This is a genomic window from Janthinobacterium kochi (genome assembly GCF_051380715.1).
In the GTDB taxonomy this organism is placed as follows: domain Bacteria; phylum Pseudomonadota; class Gammaproteobacteria; order Burkholderiales; family Burkholderiaceae_D; genus Janthinobacterium.
This window is the reverse complement of record NZ_JBNYXO010000019.1, coordinates 1-13,795: the sequence shown is the minus strand read 5'-3', so window position 1 is coordinate 13,795 and position 13,795 is coordinate 1. Positions and strand designations below refer to the sequence as shown.

The 13,795-nt window shown below is 63.5% G+C and carries 15 protein-coding genes; 10 read left to right on the top strand and 5 right to left on the bottom strand.

Features of this window, described 5'->3' with window-relative positions; all coding sequences use genetic code 11:
• Positions 1–31: 31 nt before the first annotated feature.
• Together cysC and ACQ4WL_RS25715 are read right to left on the bottom strand one after the other, a co-directional pair.
• Positions 32–661, bottom strand: a complete 630-nt coding sequence (gene cysC / locus ACQ4WL_RS25720; protein WP_436512332.1) for an adenylyl-sulfate kinase — start codon at positions 659–661, stop codon at positions 32–34.
• 28 nt (positions 662–689) lie between these two features.
• On the bottom strand, positions 690–2,393 hold the full coding sequence (locus ACQ4WL_RS25715; protein WP_436512330.1) for a methyl-accepting chemotaxis protein: 1,704 nt from the start codon (positions 2,391–2,393) through the stop codon (positions 690–692).
• 422 nt (positions 2,394–2,815) lie between these two features.
• Between ACQ4WL_RS25715 and ACQ4WL_RS25710 the strand changes: the two genes are divergently transcribed.
• Entirely contained in the window at positions 2,816–4,426 is a 1,611-nt protein-coding gene (locus ACQ4WL_RS25710; protein WP_436512329.1) for a hypothetical protein, read from the top strand.
• Positions 4,427–4,508: 82 nt separating this feature from the next.
• Here the strand turns inward: ACQ4WL_RS25710 and ACQ4WL_RS25705 are convergent, their stop codons facing one another.
• Positions 4,509–5,873, bottom strand: a complete 1,365-nt coding sequence (locus ACQ4WL_RS25705) for an amino acid permease (protein WP_436512328.1) — start codon at positions 5,871–5,873, stop codon at positions 4,509–4,511.
• Between the two features lie 190 nt (positions 5,874–6,063).
• Between ACQ4WL_RS25705 and ACQ4WL_RS25700 the strand changes: the two genes are divergently transcribed.
• Positions 6,064–6,747: a YoaK family protein gene (locus ACQ4WL_RS25700; RefSeq protein WP_436512326.1), complete on the top strand. Its 684-nt coding sequence runs from the start codon at positions 6,064–6,066 to the stop codon at positions 6,745–6,747.
• Here ACQ4WL_RS25700 and ACQ4WL_RS25695 read toward each other — a convergent pair.
• Positions 6,657–7,196: an acyl-CoA thioesterase gene (locus ACQ4WL_RS25695; protein WP_436512325.1), complete on the bottom strand. Its 540-nt coding sequence runs from the start codon at positions 7,194–7,196 to the stop codon at positions 6,657–6,659. The two genes, ACQ4WL_RS25700 and ACQ4WL_RS25695, sit on opposite strands and share 91 nt — an antisense overlap.
• Before the next feature lie 161 nt (positions 7,197–7,357).
• Between ACQ4WL_RS25695 and ACQ4WL_RS25690 the strand changes: the two genes are divergently transcribed.
• The 3 genes from ACQ4WL_RS25690 to ACQ4WL_RS25680 are packed head-to-tail and all read left to right on the top strand — an operon-like array spanning position 7,358 to position 9,523.
• Entirely contained in the window at positions 7,358–8,083 is a 726-nt protein-coding gene (locus ACQ4WL_RS25690; protein WP_436512323.1) for a GntR family transcriptional regulator, read from the top strand.
• On the top strand, positions 8,076–8,813 hold the full coding sequence (locus ACQ4WL_RS25685; RefSeq protein WP_436512321.1) for an SDR family NAD(P)-dependent oxidoreductase: 738 nt from the start codon (positions 8,076–8,078) through the stop codon (positions 8,811–8,813). The genes ACQ4WL_RS25690 and ACQ4WL_RS25685 overlap by 8 nt, the downstream gene beginning before the upstream one ends.
• A gap of 17 nt (positions 8,814–8,830) precedes the next feature.
• Positions 8,831–9,523 (top strand): aspartate/glutamate racemase family protein, encoded by a 693-nt coding sequence (locus ACQ4WL_RS25680; RefSeq protein ID WP_436512319.1) that lies wholly within the window; start codon positions 8,831–8,833, stop codon positions 9,521–9,523.
• Here ACQ4WL_RS25680 and ACQ4WL_RS25675 read toward each other — a convergent pair whose 3' ends face one another.
• A complete protein-coding gene (locus ACQ4WL_RS25675; protein ID WP_436512317.1) occupies positions 9,524–10,006 on the bottom strand; it encodes a heme-degrading domain-containing protein in 483 nt (160 codons plus the stop codon).
• Between the two features lie 94 nt (positions 10,007–10,100).
• On the opposite strand from ACQ4WL_RS25675, the gene alkB reads away from it, so the two are divergent.
• The 5 genes from alkB (at position 10,101) to ACQ4WL_RS25650 (ending at position 13,437) form a co-directional block, all read left to right on the top strand.
• Positions 10,101–10,763: a DNA oxidative demethylase AlkB gene (gene alkB / locus ACQ4WL_RS25670; RefSeq protein WP_436512315.1), complete on the top strand. Its 663-nt coding sequence runs from the start codon at positions 10,101–10,103 to the stop codon at positions 10,761–10,763.
• A gap of 92 nt (positions 10,764–10,855) precedes the next feature.
• Positions 10,856–11,776: a GTP cyclohydrolase FolE2 gene (folE2, locus tag ACQ4WL_RS25665; RefSeq protein WP_436512313.1), complete on the top strand. Its 921-nt coding sequence runs from the start codon at positions 10,856–10,858 to the stop codon at positions 11,774–11,776.
• A 33-nt stretch (positions 11,777–11,809) separates the two neighbouring features.
• Positions 11,810–11,977, top strand: coding sequence for a hypothetical protein (locus ACQ4WL_RS25660; RefSeq protein ID WP_436512311.1), 168 nt, complete (start codon positions 11,810–11,812; stop codon positions 11,975–11,977).
• Between the two features lie 246 nt (positions 11,978–12,223).
• The gene (blaOXA, locus tag ACQ4WL_RS25655; protein ID WP_436512309.1) at positions 12,224–13,042 is read left to right on the top strand and encodes a class D beta-lactamase; all 819 of its coding nucleotides are present in this window, start codon (positions 12,224–12,226) and stop codon (positions 13,040–13,042) included.
• Positions 13,039–13,437, top strand: a complete 399-nt coding sequence (locus tag ACQ4WL_RS25650) for a hypothetical protein (protein WP_436512307.1) — start codon at positions 13,039–13,041, stop codon at positions 13,435–13,437. The genes blaOXA and ACQ4WL_RS25650 overlap by 4 nt, the downstream gene beginning before the upstream one ends.
• Positions 13,438–13,795: the final 358 nt, after the last annotated feature.

Here is a 13,795-nt window from a genome sequence, read left to right as displayed (position 1 = left end):
ATCATTCCTTGAAATAGGCATTCGTGTGGCATCAGATAAAGCGCAGGCACAGTTGCTGGAACAGCCGCTCGCAGGACTGTTCCAGCGACAGCGTGGCCGTGTCCAGCGTCAGCGCCGGCGCCAGCGGTGTCTCGTAAGGCGCGGAGACGCCCGTAAATGACGGGATCAGACCGGCCCGCGCTTTTTTGTACAGTCCCTTGGGATCGCGTTCCTCGCACAGCGCGGACGGCGTGCTCACGTAGGTTTCGATAAAATTGTCGCTGCCGATGATCTGGCGCGCCATCTCGCGGTCGCTGCGCAGCGGCGAGATGAAGGCGCAGATGACCATCATGCCGGCGTCGTTCATCAGCCTGGCCACGACGGCGCTACGGCGGATGTTTTCCTGGCGGTCGCGGGGAGAAAAACCCAGGTCGCCATTCAGGTGATGCCGCATATTGTCGCCGTCGAGCACGCAGCTCAGGTGGCCCACCGCCAGCAGCCGCCTTTCCAGCGCGTACGCCAGCGTCGATTTACCCGCTCCGCTCAGGCCGGTCAGCCATAGCGTCGCGGCCCGCTGGCCGGCCAGCGGGCCGCGCTGTTCCTTGTTGATATGGCCCCCATGCGGGAAGATGTGCGCTACCGCCACGCCGCCCGCCGCGTCTATCTGTTCCAGCTTACCCATGTGCTACTCCCCCGTTGCCGGCTTAGAACTATTGCCACTCGATTTCGCGGGGTTTGGCCGCTGCGGAACGCGCCGGCTTCGCCGTGGCGGGCGCGCGCCGCACAGCCAGGGGAGTTGGCGGACGGCTTGCCAAGCGCAGTTCCGCATCGCGGCCGCCGGCCATATTTCCCACGCGGAAGACGCTGACCACATCGTTCAGGCTGTTGACCTGTTCCTGCATGGCTTGCGCGGCGGCGGCGGCTTCCTCGACCAAGGCCGCGTTTTGCTGCGTCACATTGTCCATTTGCGTCACGGCCATATTGATTTGCTCGATGCCGGCCGATTGCTCCTGGCTGGCGGACATCATTTCAGACATGATGCCGGTGACGCGCCTGACGCTGGCGACCACCTCGTGCATGGTCGATCCGGCTTGTTCGACCAGGCGGTTGCCGGCCTGGACTTTGTCGACCGAGTCGCCGATCAAGTCCTTGATTTCCTTGGCCGCCGCGGCCGAGCGCTGCGCCAGATTGCGCACCTCGGTGGCCACCACGGCGAAGCCGCGCCCCTGTTCTCCGGCGCGCGCCGCTTCGACCGCCGCGTTCAGCGCCAGGATATTCGTCTGGAAGGCGATGCCGTCGATGACGGCGATGATGTCGACGATCTTGCGCGCCGAGACATCGATGGCCGCCATGGTGTCGACCACCTGCGCTACCACGGCGCCGCCCTTGGTGGCGACATCGGAAGCCGATTCGGCCAGCCCGTTGGCCTGGCGCGCATGGTCGGTGTTGATGCGTACGGTGCTGGTCAATTCTTCCATCGAGGAAGCGGTTTCTTCCAGCGTGCTGGCCTGCTGCTCCGTGCGCGAAGACAAGTCCAGGTTGCCCATGGCGATTTGCCCCGCCGCCGTGGCGATGGTCTCGGTGCTGGTATGCACTTGCTGGACGATTTGCGCCAGGCTGTCGCGCATCGATTGCATGGCGAACAGCAGGCTGTGCGTGTCGCCGGCGCGGGTGTGAATGGGGACGGCCAGGTTGCCGCTGGCGATCTGGCCGGCGATCGCCGCCGCTTCGCCGGGCTCGCAACCGAGCTGACGCGTCACCCCGCGCGTGATCAGCACCGCGGCCAACAGGCTGGTGACCAGCGCCAGCGAGCCGATGATCAGCATCACCATGCGCGCCTGGCTGTAGGCAGCCTCGGCATTGATAGACGCTTCGTTATTCTGCTTTTCTTCGACGGCGATCAAGGTGCGCAGCAATTCCCACCATTGCTTTTGCACGGGGCGGAATTCATAGCGTAGCAGCTTGTAGGCATCGTCCTGCTTCTGGTTCAGCGCCAGCGTGGCGGCCCTTTGAATAAACGGGGCGGCCAGCTCGCTTTGCCTGCGGATTTGTTCAAGCAGGTTTCTTTCTTCGTTAGAAGTGCCTTCCCGTTGGGCGAACATTTTGCTCAGCTTTTGCTGGGCGGCAGCGTATTTCTTTTCCTGCGCCGCGATGCGCGTGACTTCGATCTGGATTTCCTTGTCCTCTTTCAGCAAAATCAGATTGCGCATTGCCAGCGCCCGTTCGGTGACCGTCAAATCCATGGTTTGGGCCAGGCTGGTTTCGACGTTGTTGACCTTGGTGGTTTCATCCATGCGGTCCTGGATTTGGCGCATGCTGGTCAACCCCAGCGTGATGACCAGCAACAGGAACATGGCGACCAGGCCAAAGCCCAGACTGAGCCGCTTGGCGATTGTTAAGTTCATAAATTTCATACTGCCTCCTTAAGGCCGCGCTTCCTGTTCCGCATAAGCAGATGCGGATTTATCACGAAGCATTCAGCGATCATAGTGATTGCTGGTAGATGAAAAGTCACACATAGTCACTTTCATCATTTGAGCAACAGTATAAATTTACTTGCGGCAACAGTTCCAATTTGAGTTAGATGGCGCGCCCGCGCTGGCGCCGCCACTGGGGCGGAGCGTGATTTACGTCAAGAATGAAAAAATTTCATGCCACATTGTGCTCATGATTTTACATTTCACGTCGTTATAGCCGTGTCTGCCTGCCACTGAAGCGGCGTGTATCCCACGTCTGGCTGCAACGGGGTTAGCTTGACGGTTGATTGTTATCAAAAACTGAAAGTTATGAATATCTTACCCATACACCACTACTCGTTTAGCAAAGCATAACGACCATGACCTCCGTCTCCTCGATCCCGAGCTGGAATCCAAGCCCGTCCCGTTCGTCTGCCGCTACGGCAAGCAGGGCCGATACGCCCTCATCCCCGGCGCCGACCCCTTCCACCATCGTCGCCTTCGGCGGCCCGCCGGCCGTATCGTATCTCGTGCCTTCGCCGAAGATATGGGAAAGCCCGTCGCGCGATGGTGTCAGCGAGCAAATGACGAAAAACTTTTCTTCGCGCACGTTTGGCGGCCGTTTCGGCGGCTTGGGCGCGGCCTTGCTTGAGCAGATCAAGGGTGGCGTGCGCAATGTGTCGCAGGCGGTGCAGCAATCGCCGCCGCGCATGGAGCCCAATACCTACAGCGAAATCGGGGCCTTGCCGCCGGCCAGCCTGCACGGCAATGGCGAAGACAGGGTCACTCTCAGCATCACCACCAAGAGCGGCGTGGAGGTCAAGTTGTCGCTCGACAGCCAGGACGATGGCCTGGCCGTGCGCATGAGCACGAGCGGCGAACTCAGCGAGGCCGAGGCCGACGCGCTGGGCGGCCTGGCCGACGCGTTCCAGGAAGCCATCAATGGCATGGCGAAAGGGCAGCCGAAGATCAAGTTGAGCGGCCTGATGCAATTCGACCAGGAGGTGCTGGCATCGGTGAATTTGCATGCGGAAGTGAAAGTGCGCACCGAGCCGCAAAGCATGCAGACGCTCGACTTTCAGGCCGACAGCGCGCAGCGCAAGGTCAGCTTCAGCGGCGTGGCCGGATCGCTGGACGTGAAAGTCGACGCCAGCCAGCTGCATGCTATGGGTAGCAAGGAGCGGCAAGCGAAGGCCATGAACAGCTACATCAAGCAGATTGACCAGGCCGCTTCGCGCGGCCACGGCGATGCCGGACTGATGTCCATGTTCAAGGATGCGTTTACGGCCATGCACAGCAATGCCCCGCTGCCGCCAGCCGGTACCAGTCTGCCGGAAGACGGCAAATGGCGGCTGGCCGCCGAAGACCGGGCCATGCTGACGGGCTTGCCGGACTTCGCCGCGTCCGTGTCGCAAACGGTGAAATTCAGCAACCCCATGCGTTCATCGGAACGGGATGGCTTCCAGTATGAGCTGTCGCAAAAGACGAGCGTGGCCGGCGCCAGCCAGGATGACCGCACGCTGCGCCAGCAGCAGCAATCGAAACTGAGTGCCAGTTTCCATCAGACTTTGATCCCCGGCGTGCCCCTGCGCCTGACTGACCAGGTGGAGTCGCAAAACTACACGTATCATCAGATCGAGGATACGGCCAGCAGCGATGCGAAAATGGCCTACAAGGATGGCAAGCTGGTCAAGGCCAGCCTGCAGCAGGAAGCGAGCCAGTCCACGCACATCATGAAATATGTGCTGGCCAAGGTGGAATCGGATGTCACCACGCCGACCAACCATACGCTGCTGCGCGACCTGGTGGGTGTGCTGGGGCCGTACAAGACGGACGAGCTGGGCATGACGCCCGAGAAAAAAGCGGAGCAGCGTGCGCAGTTGCTGCAAACGCTGGGTGACGAGGTGCTGCTGCAGTCATATCCGGGCCAGACAATCAGCCTGTGGCAAGCTGATGTGCTGCCGGAGGAGGGCGAGGCCCCCGCCGCTTAGGAATAGACAGCGCGCAATGCCAAAAGCCCGCCTTCCTGCGAAGACGGGCTTTTTGTTTGTGCCCGACATGGCGTAAAGCAGCCTATGCCTTGGCCTTGCTTTGCTTGATCCAGTAACCGACGCCCAGCGCAGCGAGCCACACGGGAATCAGGTAGACGGAGATGCGCAGGCCCGGCGTCAGATACATGATCACCAGGATGCCGGCCAGGAAGACCAGGCACAGGTAGTTGGTGAACGGGTAGCCCAGGCTCTGGAACAGCGTCGTCTTGCCTTCGATTTTTTTCTGTGCGCGGAAGCGCAGGTGGATCCAGCTGATCATGGCCCAGTTGATGATCAGTGCCGAGACCACCAGGCCCATCAGCACTTCGAAGGCTTCGCCTGGCATGAAGTAATTGACCACCACGCAGGCGCCCGTGGCCAGGGCCGATACGCCCAGCGCCGCCAGCGGCACGCCGCGGCGGTTCAGGTGCAGCAGGGCGCGCGGCGCATTGCCTTGCTTGGCCAGGCCGAACAGCATGCGCGTGTTGCAGTACACGCCGCTGTTGTAGACGGACAGGGCGGCCGTCAGCACCACCACGTTGAGGGCGGTGGCCACCAGGTTGCTGTCGAGCGCATGGAAGATCAGCACGAACGGGCTGCCGCCGGTGACGACGTTTTGCCACGGGTACAGCGACAGCAAAATGCCGAGTGCGCCGATATAGAAAATCAGGATGCGGTAGATGGCCTGGTTGGTGGCGCGTGGAATCGTCGTGCTCGGGTCATCCGCCTCGGCCGCCGTGATGCCCACCAGTTCCAGGCCGCCGAACGAGAACATGATGACGGCCATGGCCATCACCAGGCCCTGCCAGCCATTCGGGAAGAAGCCGCCGTGCTGCCACAGATTGGCCACCGACGCCTGCGGGCCCGCCTCGCCGGAAGCGAGCAGGTAGGCGCCGAAGACGATCATGCCGATGATGGCAACCACCTTGATGAGGGCGAACCAGAATTCCATTTCGCCAAACGCTTTGACATTCAACAAACTGATGGCGTTGATGGCGCAAAAGAAGATGAGCGCCGAGACCCAGGTAGGCACGCCCGGCCACCAGTACTGTACATAGATGCCGACGGCCGTCAGCTCGGCCATGCTGACCAGCACGTACAGTACCCAGTAATTCCAGCCCGACAGGAAGCCGGGCAGGTGGCCGCAGTATTTGTCGGCGAAATAGCTGAAGGAGCCGGCGACGGGTTCGTCGACCACCATCTCGCCCAGCTGGCGCATGATCAGGAAGGCGATCACGCCGGCGATGCCATAGCCCAGCAGCACGGAAGGGCCGGCCATCTTGATGGTTTGCGCGATGCCCAGAAACAGGCCGGTGCCGATGGCGCCGCCCAGGGCAATGAGCTGGATGTGGCGGCTTTTCAGGCCGCGCTTGAGCTCTTGTGGTTCGGTATTCCCGACTGCCGTCATATGTTTTATCCTGTTTTTACGGGGCTGAGGTCGCTGATTCTAAAGCATGGGCGCGCAAAGCAGGAGCGAAATGCATGTTGCACTGCGGGGGCGCAAGAAAAGCCGCGCATCTTCGCCGAACGGCGCGCAAAACCGCTGCCCCCGGCGACGGGCGCACGGTATCATGATGGCAAATTTTTGAGGAGCGTGTATGAATCTTGCGCAGCGCAGCCGTTTGCAGGGCATCAGCCTGGGCTTTTTGGCCGGCTATGTCGATACCCTGGGCTTTGTCGCCCTGTTTGGCCTGTTCACGGCCCATGTGACGGGCAACTTCGTGCTGATCGGCGCGGCGCTGGCCAACGCCACACATGCCTCGATCGCCCTCAAGCTGCTGGCGTTTCCCGCGTTTATCCTGGGCGTGGCGGCGGCGCGGCTCTTGAGCGTGGCGGTCGAACGCCGCGGCGGACCGGCACTGCGCCTGGCGCTGCTGCTGGAGCTGGCTTTGCTGCTCGGTTTCATGGTGTCTGGCGTGCTGGCCGAACCGCTGGGGCCAGAGCCGGGTGCGCTGGCCATGACGGCCGGCCTGTTCGGCGCGGCGGCCATGGGCACGCATAGCGGCATCAGCCGCCTGCTGCTGGCGCACCTGGCGCCCACGTCCATGATGACGGGCAATGTGACACAATTGGTGATCGACACGGTCGACGTGCTGCGCGGCGCGGCCGACGGCGCCACGCGCGAGCGCTGCGTCAAATGCTTCTGGCCGCTGCTGGGCTTTGCCGTGGGCGCCATCCTGGCCGCCTTTGCCTACCTGGCCGTGGGCTTTGCCGCGGTGGCCGTGCCGCTGGCCATTTTGCTGGTGCTGATTGCGCTGGAACCGGCGCGCCTGGCCGCTTGATCCTGCGCGCTCTGGCGCGCCGTGACGATGGCCGGTTCGTACACGGCCAAAAACTCGGGCGGCAGGCGGCGCGCGCGACCGCTGCTCAATTCGATGCAGATCAAGTCCCAGCGTCCGCGCACAACGGTGGCGCCGTCGCTGTCGCGGATCAGCTGGAAGCGCCGTTCCATGCTGGAGCGGCCATCGCTGGCGCACAGCCAGGTGGCCAGGGTCAAGGCCTCGTTTTCGCGCGTGGGCAGCAAATAATCATATTCGCTGCGGCGGATCGCCATGGCCCGGTCCAGGCGCCGGTAATCGTCCAGGTCCAGCCCCAGGGTGGCCGAGTGGTGCCAGGCGACATGCTCGCACCAGCGCACATACACGGCGTTGTTCGTATGCTGCAAGCCGTCGATGTCGCCCGCTTCTGGCGTGACGGGCAGGGTGCAGGCGTGCGGATAGTCCCAGTTCAAGTGCGATCCTTTCAATGCGGTGGCGGCTGATTGTACGTTCTTGCCGTGTTTTTTGTCTGCGGCGCACACGGGGAAAAACCTTGTTTTTCATGTTGATGTATGATGCATCATAATTTGCCGACTTTCAAACCAACTTTTCAAACCAACTTCTCAAACCGCCGATGAACCATCCCCTGGACAGCCTGGTACACGTCAACCTGGGCAAATCCGTGTATGCGATGCTGCGCGAAGCGCTGGCGGCGGGGCGCTTCCAGCCGAATGACCGGCTGCGCATCCGCGAGCTGGCGCTGCAGCTGGGCACCAGCGTCACGCCCGTGCGCGACGCCATGCTGCAACTGGTGCAGGAAGAGGCGCTGGTGCTGCGCTCGCCGCGCGACTTCCGCGTGCCCGTGCTGAGCGTGGCGCGCTACCTGGAAATCCGCGCGCTGCGCCTGGAACTGGAAGGGCTGGGCGCGTTCGAGGCGGCGCAGCGCATCGACGACGCCACCCTGGCCGACCTGGAACGCCTGCTGCAAGCGAATGAAGAGGCCATTGCACGGCACGACCTGGCGGCGGCCCTGCAATGCAACCAGGCGTTTCACCTGGGGCTGGCGCAGGCTGCCGGCATGCCGACATTGAAACGCTTCGTCGACCACTTGTGGATGCAGACGGCGCCCCTGATCGCCGCCGGCTACGCCAGCTTTTCGCCCGACATGCGGGTGGGCCACCACCACGCCATCATCAGCGCGCTGCGCCAGCGCGACAGCGCGGCCGCGCGACGCGCCATCGAACAGGACATTCTCGACGGCGGCACGCAGATGCTGGCCTATGTCATGCGCCAGGAGCGCAGTCACGCTGCAGGTATTGCAGAAAAAAACGCAGAACAGGACAAGGAAGAACATGACTGAACAAAAAACCGCCATCGTCACGGGCGCCAGCCGCGGCATCGGCCACGCCGTGGCGGAACGCTTCCGCAGCCTGGGCTGGCGCGTCATCACCGTCTCGCGCAGCCCGATTCCCGGCGGCTGTCCGCGCAGCCAGGAGCACAATACGCATGTGTGCATGGATCTGTCGGATTTAAGCCAGATCGGGCAGATGGTCGAGACCCTGCGCCCCATGCTGGGCGACTCGAAGCTGCATGCGCTGGTGAACAATGCGGGCGTGTCGCCGAAGGGGCCGGGCGGTTCGCGCGTCAATTCGCTGACCACCGACATGCAGACCTGGCAAGAAATGTACAACACGAATTTCTTTGCGCCGCTGGCGCTGACGCGCGGCTTTGCGCAGGAATTGTCGAATGCGCACGGCTCCGTCGTGAACCTGTGCTCGATCGCCGGCTACCGCGTGCACCCGTTCGCCGGCTCGGCCTACGCCAGTTCGAAGGCGGCGCTGGCGTCGCTGACGCGCGAAATGGCCAACGACATGGCGCCGCTGAACGTGCGCGTCAACGCCATCGCGCCGGGCGAGATCGATACGGCGATTTTGTCGCCCGGCACCTCGCATATCGTCGACACGCAAATCCCGCTGCGCCGCCTGGGCACGACGGCCGAAGTGGCCGACCTGGTGGAGTTTTTATGCAGCGAGCGCGCCTCGTACATCACGGGCGCGGAAATTCCCATCGACGGCGGCCAGCGCATTTAATTGAAAGGGAAGATCACATGACACAACATATCGGCATCGTCGGCTGTTCGGCCGAAGGCGCGGCCCTGTGCTACCGCACCATCTGCGAAGAGGGCGCGCACGCACTGGGGCCGTATGCGCACCCGGAAATCACGCTGCACACGCCGTCGCTGGCGCGCTATGTGGACTGTCTGAAGGCGGGCGACCTGGCCGGCGTGGCCGAACTGATGCTGGCGTCGGCGCACAAGCTGGCCGCTGCCGGCGCCGATTTCCTGATCTGCCCCGACAACACCATCCACCAGGCGTTTGCCCTGATGGCGCCCCGTTCGCCGCTGCCCTGGCTGCATATCGCCGACGTCGTCGCCGGCGAAGCGGCCGAGCAGGGTTACCAACGAGTCGGCCTGACGGGCACGCGCTGGCTGGTCGACAGTGCCGTGTATCCGGACATGCTGGCCGCGCGCGGCATCGATTGCGTGCGGCCCGGCGAGGACGCGCGCAGCGAGATCAACCGCATCATCATGGAGGAGCTGGTGCCAGGCGTGGTCAAAGCGGACAGCGTGGCGCGCTTCCAGGCCATCATCGGCGGCTTGCAAGAGCAGGGCTGCGACGCCGTGATTCTCGGCTGCACGGAAATCCCGCTGATCATCAGCGACGCCAATTCGCCGCTGCCGACGCTCGATTCCACGCGCCTGCTGGCGCGCGCCGCCTTGCGCCGGGCGCTGGCCGCCTGATTATTTGTCCCGCTGGGTGTCCAGCTGCGCCTGCAGCGCGGCCACCACCAGCGCGTGGTCGTCGGCCTGCGCCAGGCCGGAAACGCTCACCGTGCCGACCAGTCCCACGCCGCGTATCAGCAGAGGGAACGCGCCGCCATGGCCCGCATACTCGATGTCATCGAGGTATTTCACGTCTTCGAAGGTGCTGCCGCGGCTTTTATACGAGATGCCCATGTAGTAGGAGCTGCGGCAAAAGCGCTGCACCGTATTGTTCTTGCGACGTATCCAGTCCGCCTGGTCCGCCGTGGCGCCCGTCATGGCGTGGTGGAACAGGATTTGACCGTTGCGCGTGATGTTGACGGTGACGGCCTTGCCCCGCTTGCGCACTTCTTCGACGATCCACAGGCCCACGGCCAGCGCGGCGTCGTTGTCGAAGCGTTCGAATTGCAGGGATTCTTCCTGTTGCGCTAGGGTGTGCAGCAAATCGGCGTAATGATCCATCGTCAGGGAGTCAAGTAGTGGCTGGAAACGCCACTGTAGCGCAGCATGGGGCTGTCGCGCGCGCTTTTTCCGTGGCGCGGCTAAAATAGGCGGCATGAACCTGTCCCTGTTTGCCGATGAAGACCAGGCTCCGGCCGGCCCGGCGCCGCTGGTGCCCGGCTCGTGCGCGTCGGTCCTGCTGCGCGGCTTTGCGCTGCCATATCTGGGCGAGGTGCTGCCGGCGCTGGACGCCATCGTGCTGGCGGCGCCCCTGCGCCACATGGCCACGCCGGGCGGCTTGCGCATGTCCGTTGCCATGAGCAATTGCGGCCCCCTGGGCTGGATCACGGATGGACGCGGCTACCGCTACGCGCGCCACGATCCGGCCAGCGGCCTTCCGTGGCCGCCCATGCCGCCCGTGTTCCTGCGCCTGGCGCAGCAAGCGGCGCTGGCGGCCGGCTATCCGGGCTTCACGCCCGACGCCTGCCTTGTCAACCGCTATGCGCCTGGAGCGCGCATGGCCCTGCACCAGGACCGCGATGAATGCGATTTCACCGCGCCCATCGTCTCCGTCTCGCTGGGGCTGCCCGCCACTTTCCTGTTCGGCGGCGCCGAGCGGGCCGACAAGGCGGCGCGCATCGCCCTGCTGCATGGCGACGTGGTGGTGTGGGGCGGCGCCGACCGCCTGCGCTTCCACGGCGTGGCGCCCCTGAAAGAGGGCGAACACGCGGTGCTGGGCGCGCAGCGCATCAATCTGACGTTTCGCAAGGCCAGCTGATCTGTCAATATGCCACCAATAATGCAAGAAACTTGCAAATGCGATGGTTTTTCTCCATCATATGCAACTTGTTTGCATATGGAACCATCACCATGAAGCGCGATTCCCTTTCTTCGCCCCTGCCCGACGTGGCGGCCGGACCCCATCTGGGCTACCCCTTGCCGCTGAAGTGGGTCGGCATGCAGGGCGTCGCCTTGCCCTTGTGGCTGGAAGAGGGCGGGCAGGCGCAGCAGGTCCATGCCTGGGCCGACGTGCAGGTCGATTTGCCCGCGCCGCACGTCAAGGGCATCCATATGTCGCGTTTGTATCTGCTGCTCGATGCGTTTGCCATCGCGCAGCCGCTCGATGCGGGCCCGCTGGCCGCCGTGCTGCGGCGCATGGTGGCCAGCCACGCCGATTGCGGCAGTACGCAGGCGCGCCTGACGCTGGCGTTCCCCGTGCTGCGGCGCCAGCCGGCGCTGCTGACGGCGGGGCTGTCTGGCTGGAAGTCGTATCCCGTGCGCCTGCAGGCGAACGTTTCTCCGCAGGGCTTTGCCCTGTCCCTGACGGTAGAAATCGGCTATTCCTCGACCTGTCCGTGCTCGGCGGCGCTGGCGCGGCAAGTGCTCGCCGACGCCTTTGCGGCGAAATTCGGCAACGGAGGCTTTGATGCCGCCGCCGCCCGCGACTGGCTGCAGGAGCATGCGAGCCTGGCCACGCCGCACAGCCAGCGCAGTACGGCGACGGTCAGCGTGTCATTGACGGAACAGGCGGAGCTGGACCTGTTTCCCCTGATCGACCTGGTCGAAGCGGCGCTGGCGACGCCGCTGCAAACGGCCGTGAAACGGGCCGACGAGCAGGCGTTCGCGCGCTTGAATGGTGCTAATCTGATGTATGTGGAAGACGCGGCCCGCCGCGTGCAGGCGGCGCTGGCGTCACCGGCGTCACATTATGCGCAGGCGCGTGTTACCGTACGGCATATGGAAAGCCTGCATCCGCACGATGCCGTGGCGCAGGCGGGCCAGCGTGCCTGAGCTTTTCACTCAACCACCGTGGAGGAAGACAGCATGCCGGAGAACATCGCGCAGGAGCCTGGCGAAGGCGCCCTGGAACAGGAACTGGAACGCGAACGGCGCGAACGTGCGCTGATCGACGAGGAAAAGCTGGGCATGGACGAGCTGGAAGAAGAGCATTTGAAGCGGCAACGCCAGCCGGGCGCACCGGCGGGGCGTTAAGTAATCGTCAGGAAATTATTGTAAATTTATGACGAACAGAACCGGATGCTATGCAAGGCGCCCGCTGCGACGCAGTGCGAGCACTGCTAGTAGCGGGCAACGCCGCAGAGCGCCGGTTATGGAAGTCAGAAAACACAATAATTTATTGGGGGTTACTTAGCACGCATGTACTGCATCAGCGCTGGCATCGCGCCGCGCTGCCCGGTACAATTTCGCTTTCCTACTCTCCCCCAGCCCCGGAGGCCCATGAAATATTGCGCATTCTTCCAGTTCATCCTCGGCTTGACAGGCGCCACGCTGGCCGCCTCGCAAGTCCAGGCCGCCACTATCTGCACCGCCATGGCCGACGCCAGAACGGGCGCCGTCTTGTTGCAAGAGGGTAATTGCATCGACCGCGTCACCCCTGCATCCACCTTCAAGATCGCGCTCAGTCTGATGGGCTACGACGCCGGTTTCCTCAACGATGAGCACAAGCCGACCCTGCCATACCGCCAGGGCTATGCGGACTGGGGCGGCGACGCCTGGCGCCAGGATACGGACCCGTCGCGCTGGATGCAGTATTCCGTGGTCTGGTATTCGCAACAGATCACGCAGGCGCTGGGCGCCGAGCGCTTCCAGAAGTACGCCAAGGCTTTGCGCTATGGCAATGCGGATGTGTCGGGCGACCCGGGCAAGGACAACAGCCTGGAGCGCTCGTGGATCAGTTCTTCGCTGAAGATCTCTCCGCTGGAACAACTTGGCTTCTTGCGCAAACTGGTCAATTATCAGCTGCCCGTGAGCAAGCAGGCGATGCAGGAAACGCGTCGCCTGACACGCCTGGCGGACGTGGATGGCTGGCAAGTGCATGGCAAGACGGGCGCGGCCTTCCCGCGCAAGGCCGACGGCAGCTTTGACGAAGCGCATGGCTATGGCTGGTTCGTGGGCTGGGCCAGCAAGGGCGAGCGCAGCATCGTCTTCGCGCGCCTGGTGCAGGACGAGCAGAAAGGCCTGCCATCGGCGGGCCTGCGCACGCGCGACGCCTTGCTGAAAGAATTGCCGGCCCTGCTGGAGCAGGCGCAGAAGTGACGGCCAGCATCGTTGCCGCTACCTTCATCGCTTCCGAGGGAGAGTATCTGGAAGCCGTCATCGAGGTCGATGGCCAGCGCCTGCACGTGATGGACGAGTTCGGTGGCGCGCAGATGGCTGCCGGCACGCTTTTCAAGGCGGAACTGTCGCCCATGCCCAGCGAGCGTGACGACTGGGACGTCATCTTCCACGCCAATCCGGGCCGGGAGCAGGGGCTGCGCCGGCTTGACGGCTGGCGCTACCTGGCGCTGGGTGTCGTGACCCAGGTGGACCCCGTCATCTGCGACTGCGGCTTGCTGCAAGTGGAAGACGCGTTTCACACGCGCGATGCGCGCTGCGTGGGCGCGTATGTCGGCGTGACATTGGCCCGCCTGGATGCGTGCCGAAGCAGATAGATGGTCGTAGGCGGCTTGGGCGTGCGGGCAGCGCGGACCGATGTGCGGCAGTCTACGCTTTGAGTGTCCCTGCCGCAGGTCGCCAGGCAGTGACAAACTGCCGCCGGCGGCATCCACGTTACTTGTGGATGACTGGCGCGAAGTTGCGCCAGTCATGAGATTGCCTGAGAGGAACCAGGCCAATTATTCATCGTATGGACGGGCCGTCGCCGTGTAGGGATATGGCAGGCTCGGCTTCCCCCCCAATCCACCCAAGTTAAGGAGCAAGCCCGCGCAATTGCTGGCAAATCAATGAAATAGTGCTTGACGTGGCACTGGCTTTGCGCGGCCGCCGCCTTGCTGACCTCTCTTTTTTCGA

What these genes read in the sequence shown, in the direction of transcription:
- ACQ4WL_RS25710 (WP_436512329.1), top strand. Translation starts at nt 2,816, where the DNA reads ATGACCTCCGTCTCCTCGATCCCGAGCTGGAATCCAAGCCCGTCCCGT.
- ACQ4WL_RS25690 (WP_436512323.1), top strand. Translation starts at nt 7,358, where the DNA reads ATGAACCATCCCCTGGACAGCCTGGTACACGTCAACCTGGGCAAATCC.
- cysC (WP_436512332.1), bottom strand. Translation starts at nt 661, where the DNA reads ATGGGTAAGCTGGAACAGATAGACGCGGCGGGCGGCGTGGCGGTAGCG.
- ACQ4WL_RS25705 (WP_436512328.1), bottom strand. Translation starts at nt 5,873, where the DNA reads ATGACGGCAGTCGGGAATACCGAACCACAAGAGCTCAAGCGCGGCCTG.
- ACQ4WL_RS25680 (WP_436512319.1), top strand. Translation starts at nt 8,831, where the DNA reads ATGACACAACATATCGGCATCGTCGGCTGTTCGGCCGAAGGCGCGGCC.
- ACQ4WL_RS25700 (WP_436512326.1), top strand. Translation starts at nt 6,064, where the DNA reads ATGAATCTTGCGCAGCGCAGCCGTTTGCAGGGCATCAGCCTGGGCTTT.
- folE2 (WP_436512313.1), top strand. Translation starts at nt 10,856, where the DNA reads ATGAAGCGCGATTCCCTTTCTTCGCCCCTGCCCGACGTGGCGGCCGGA.
- alkB (WP_436512315.1), top strand. Translation starts at nt 10,101, where the DNA reads ATGAACCTGTCCCTGTTTGCCGATGAAGACCAGGCTCCGGCCGGCCCG.
- ACQ4WL_RS25675 (WP_436512317.1), bottom strand. Translation starts at nt 10,006, where the DNA reads ATGGATCATTACGCCGATTTGCTGCACACCCTAGCGCAACAGGAAGAA.
- ACQ4WL_RS25715 (WP_436512330.1), bottom strand. Translation starts at nt 2,393, where the DNA reads ATGAAATTTATGAACTTAACAATCGCCAAGCGGCTCAGTCTGGGCTTT.
- ACQ4WL_RS25685 (WP_436512321.1), top strand. Translation starts at nt 8,076, where the DNA reads ATGACTGAACAAAAAACCGCCATCGTCACGGGCGCCAGCCGCGGCATC.
- blaOXA (WP_436512309.1), top strand. Translation starts at nt 12,224, where the DNA reads ATGAAATATTGCGCATTCTTCCAGTTCATCCTCGGCTTGACAGGCGCC.
- ACQ4WL_RS25660 (WP_436512311.1), top strand. Translation starts at nt 11,810, where the DNA reads ATGCCGGAGAACATCGCGCAGGAGCCTGGCGAAGGCGCCCTGGAACAG.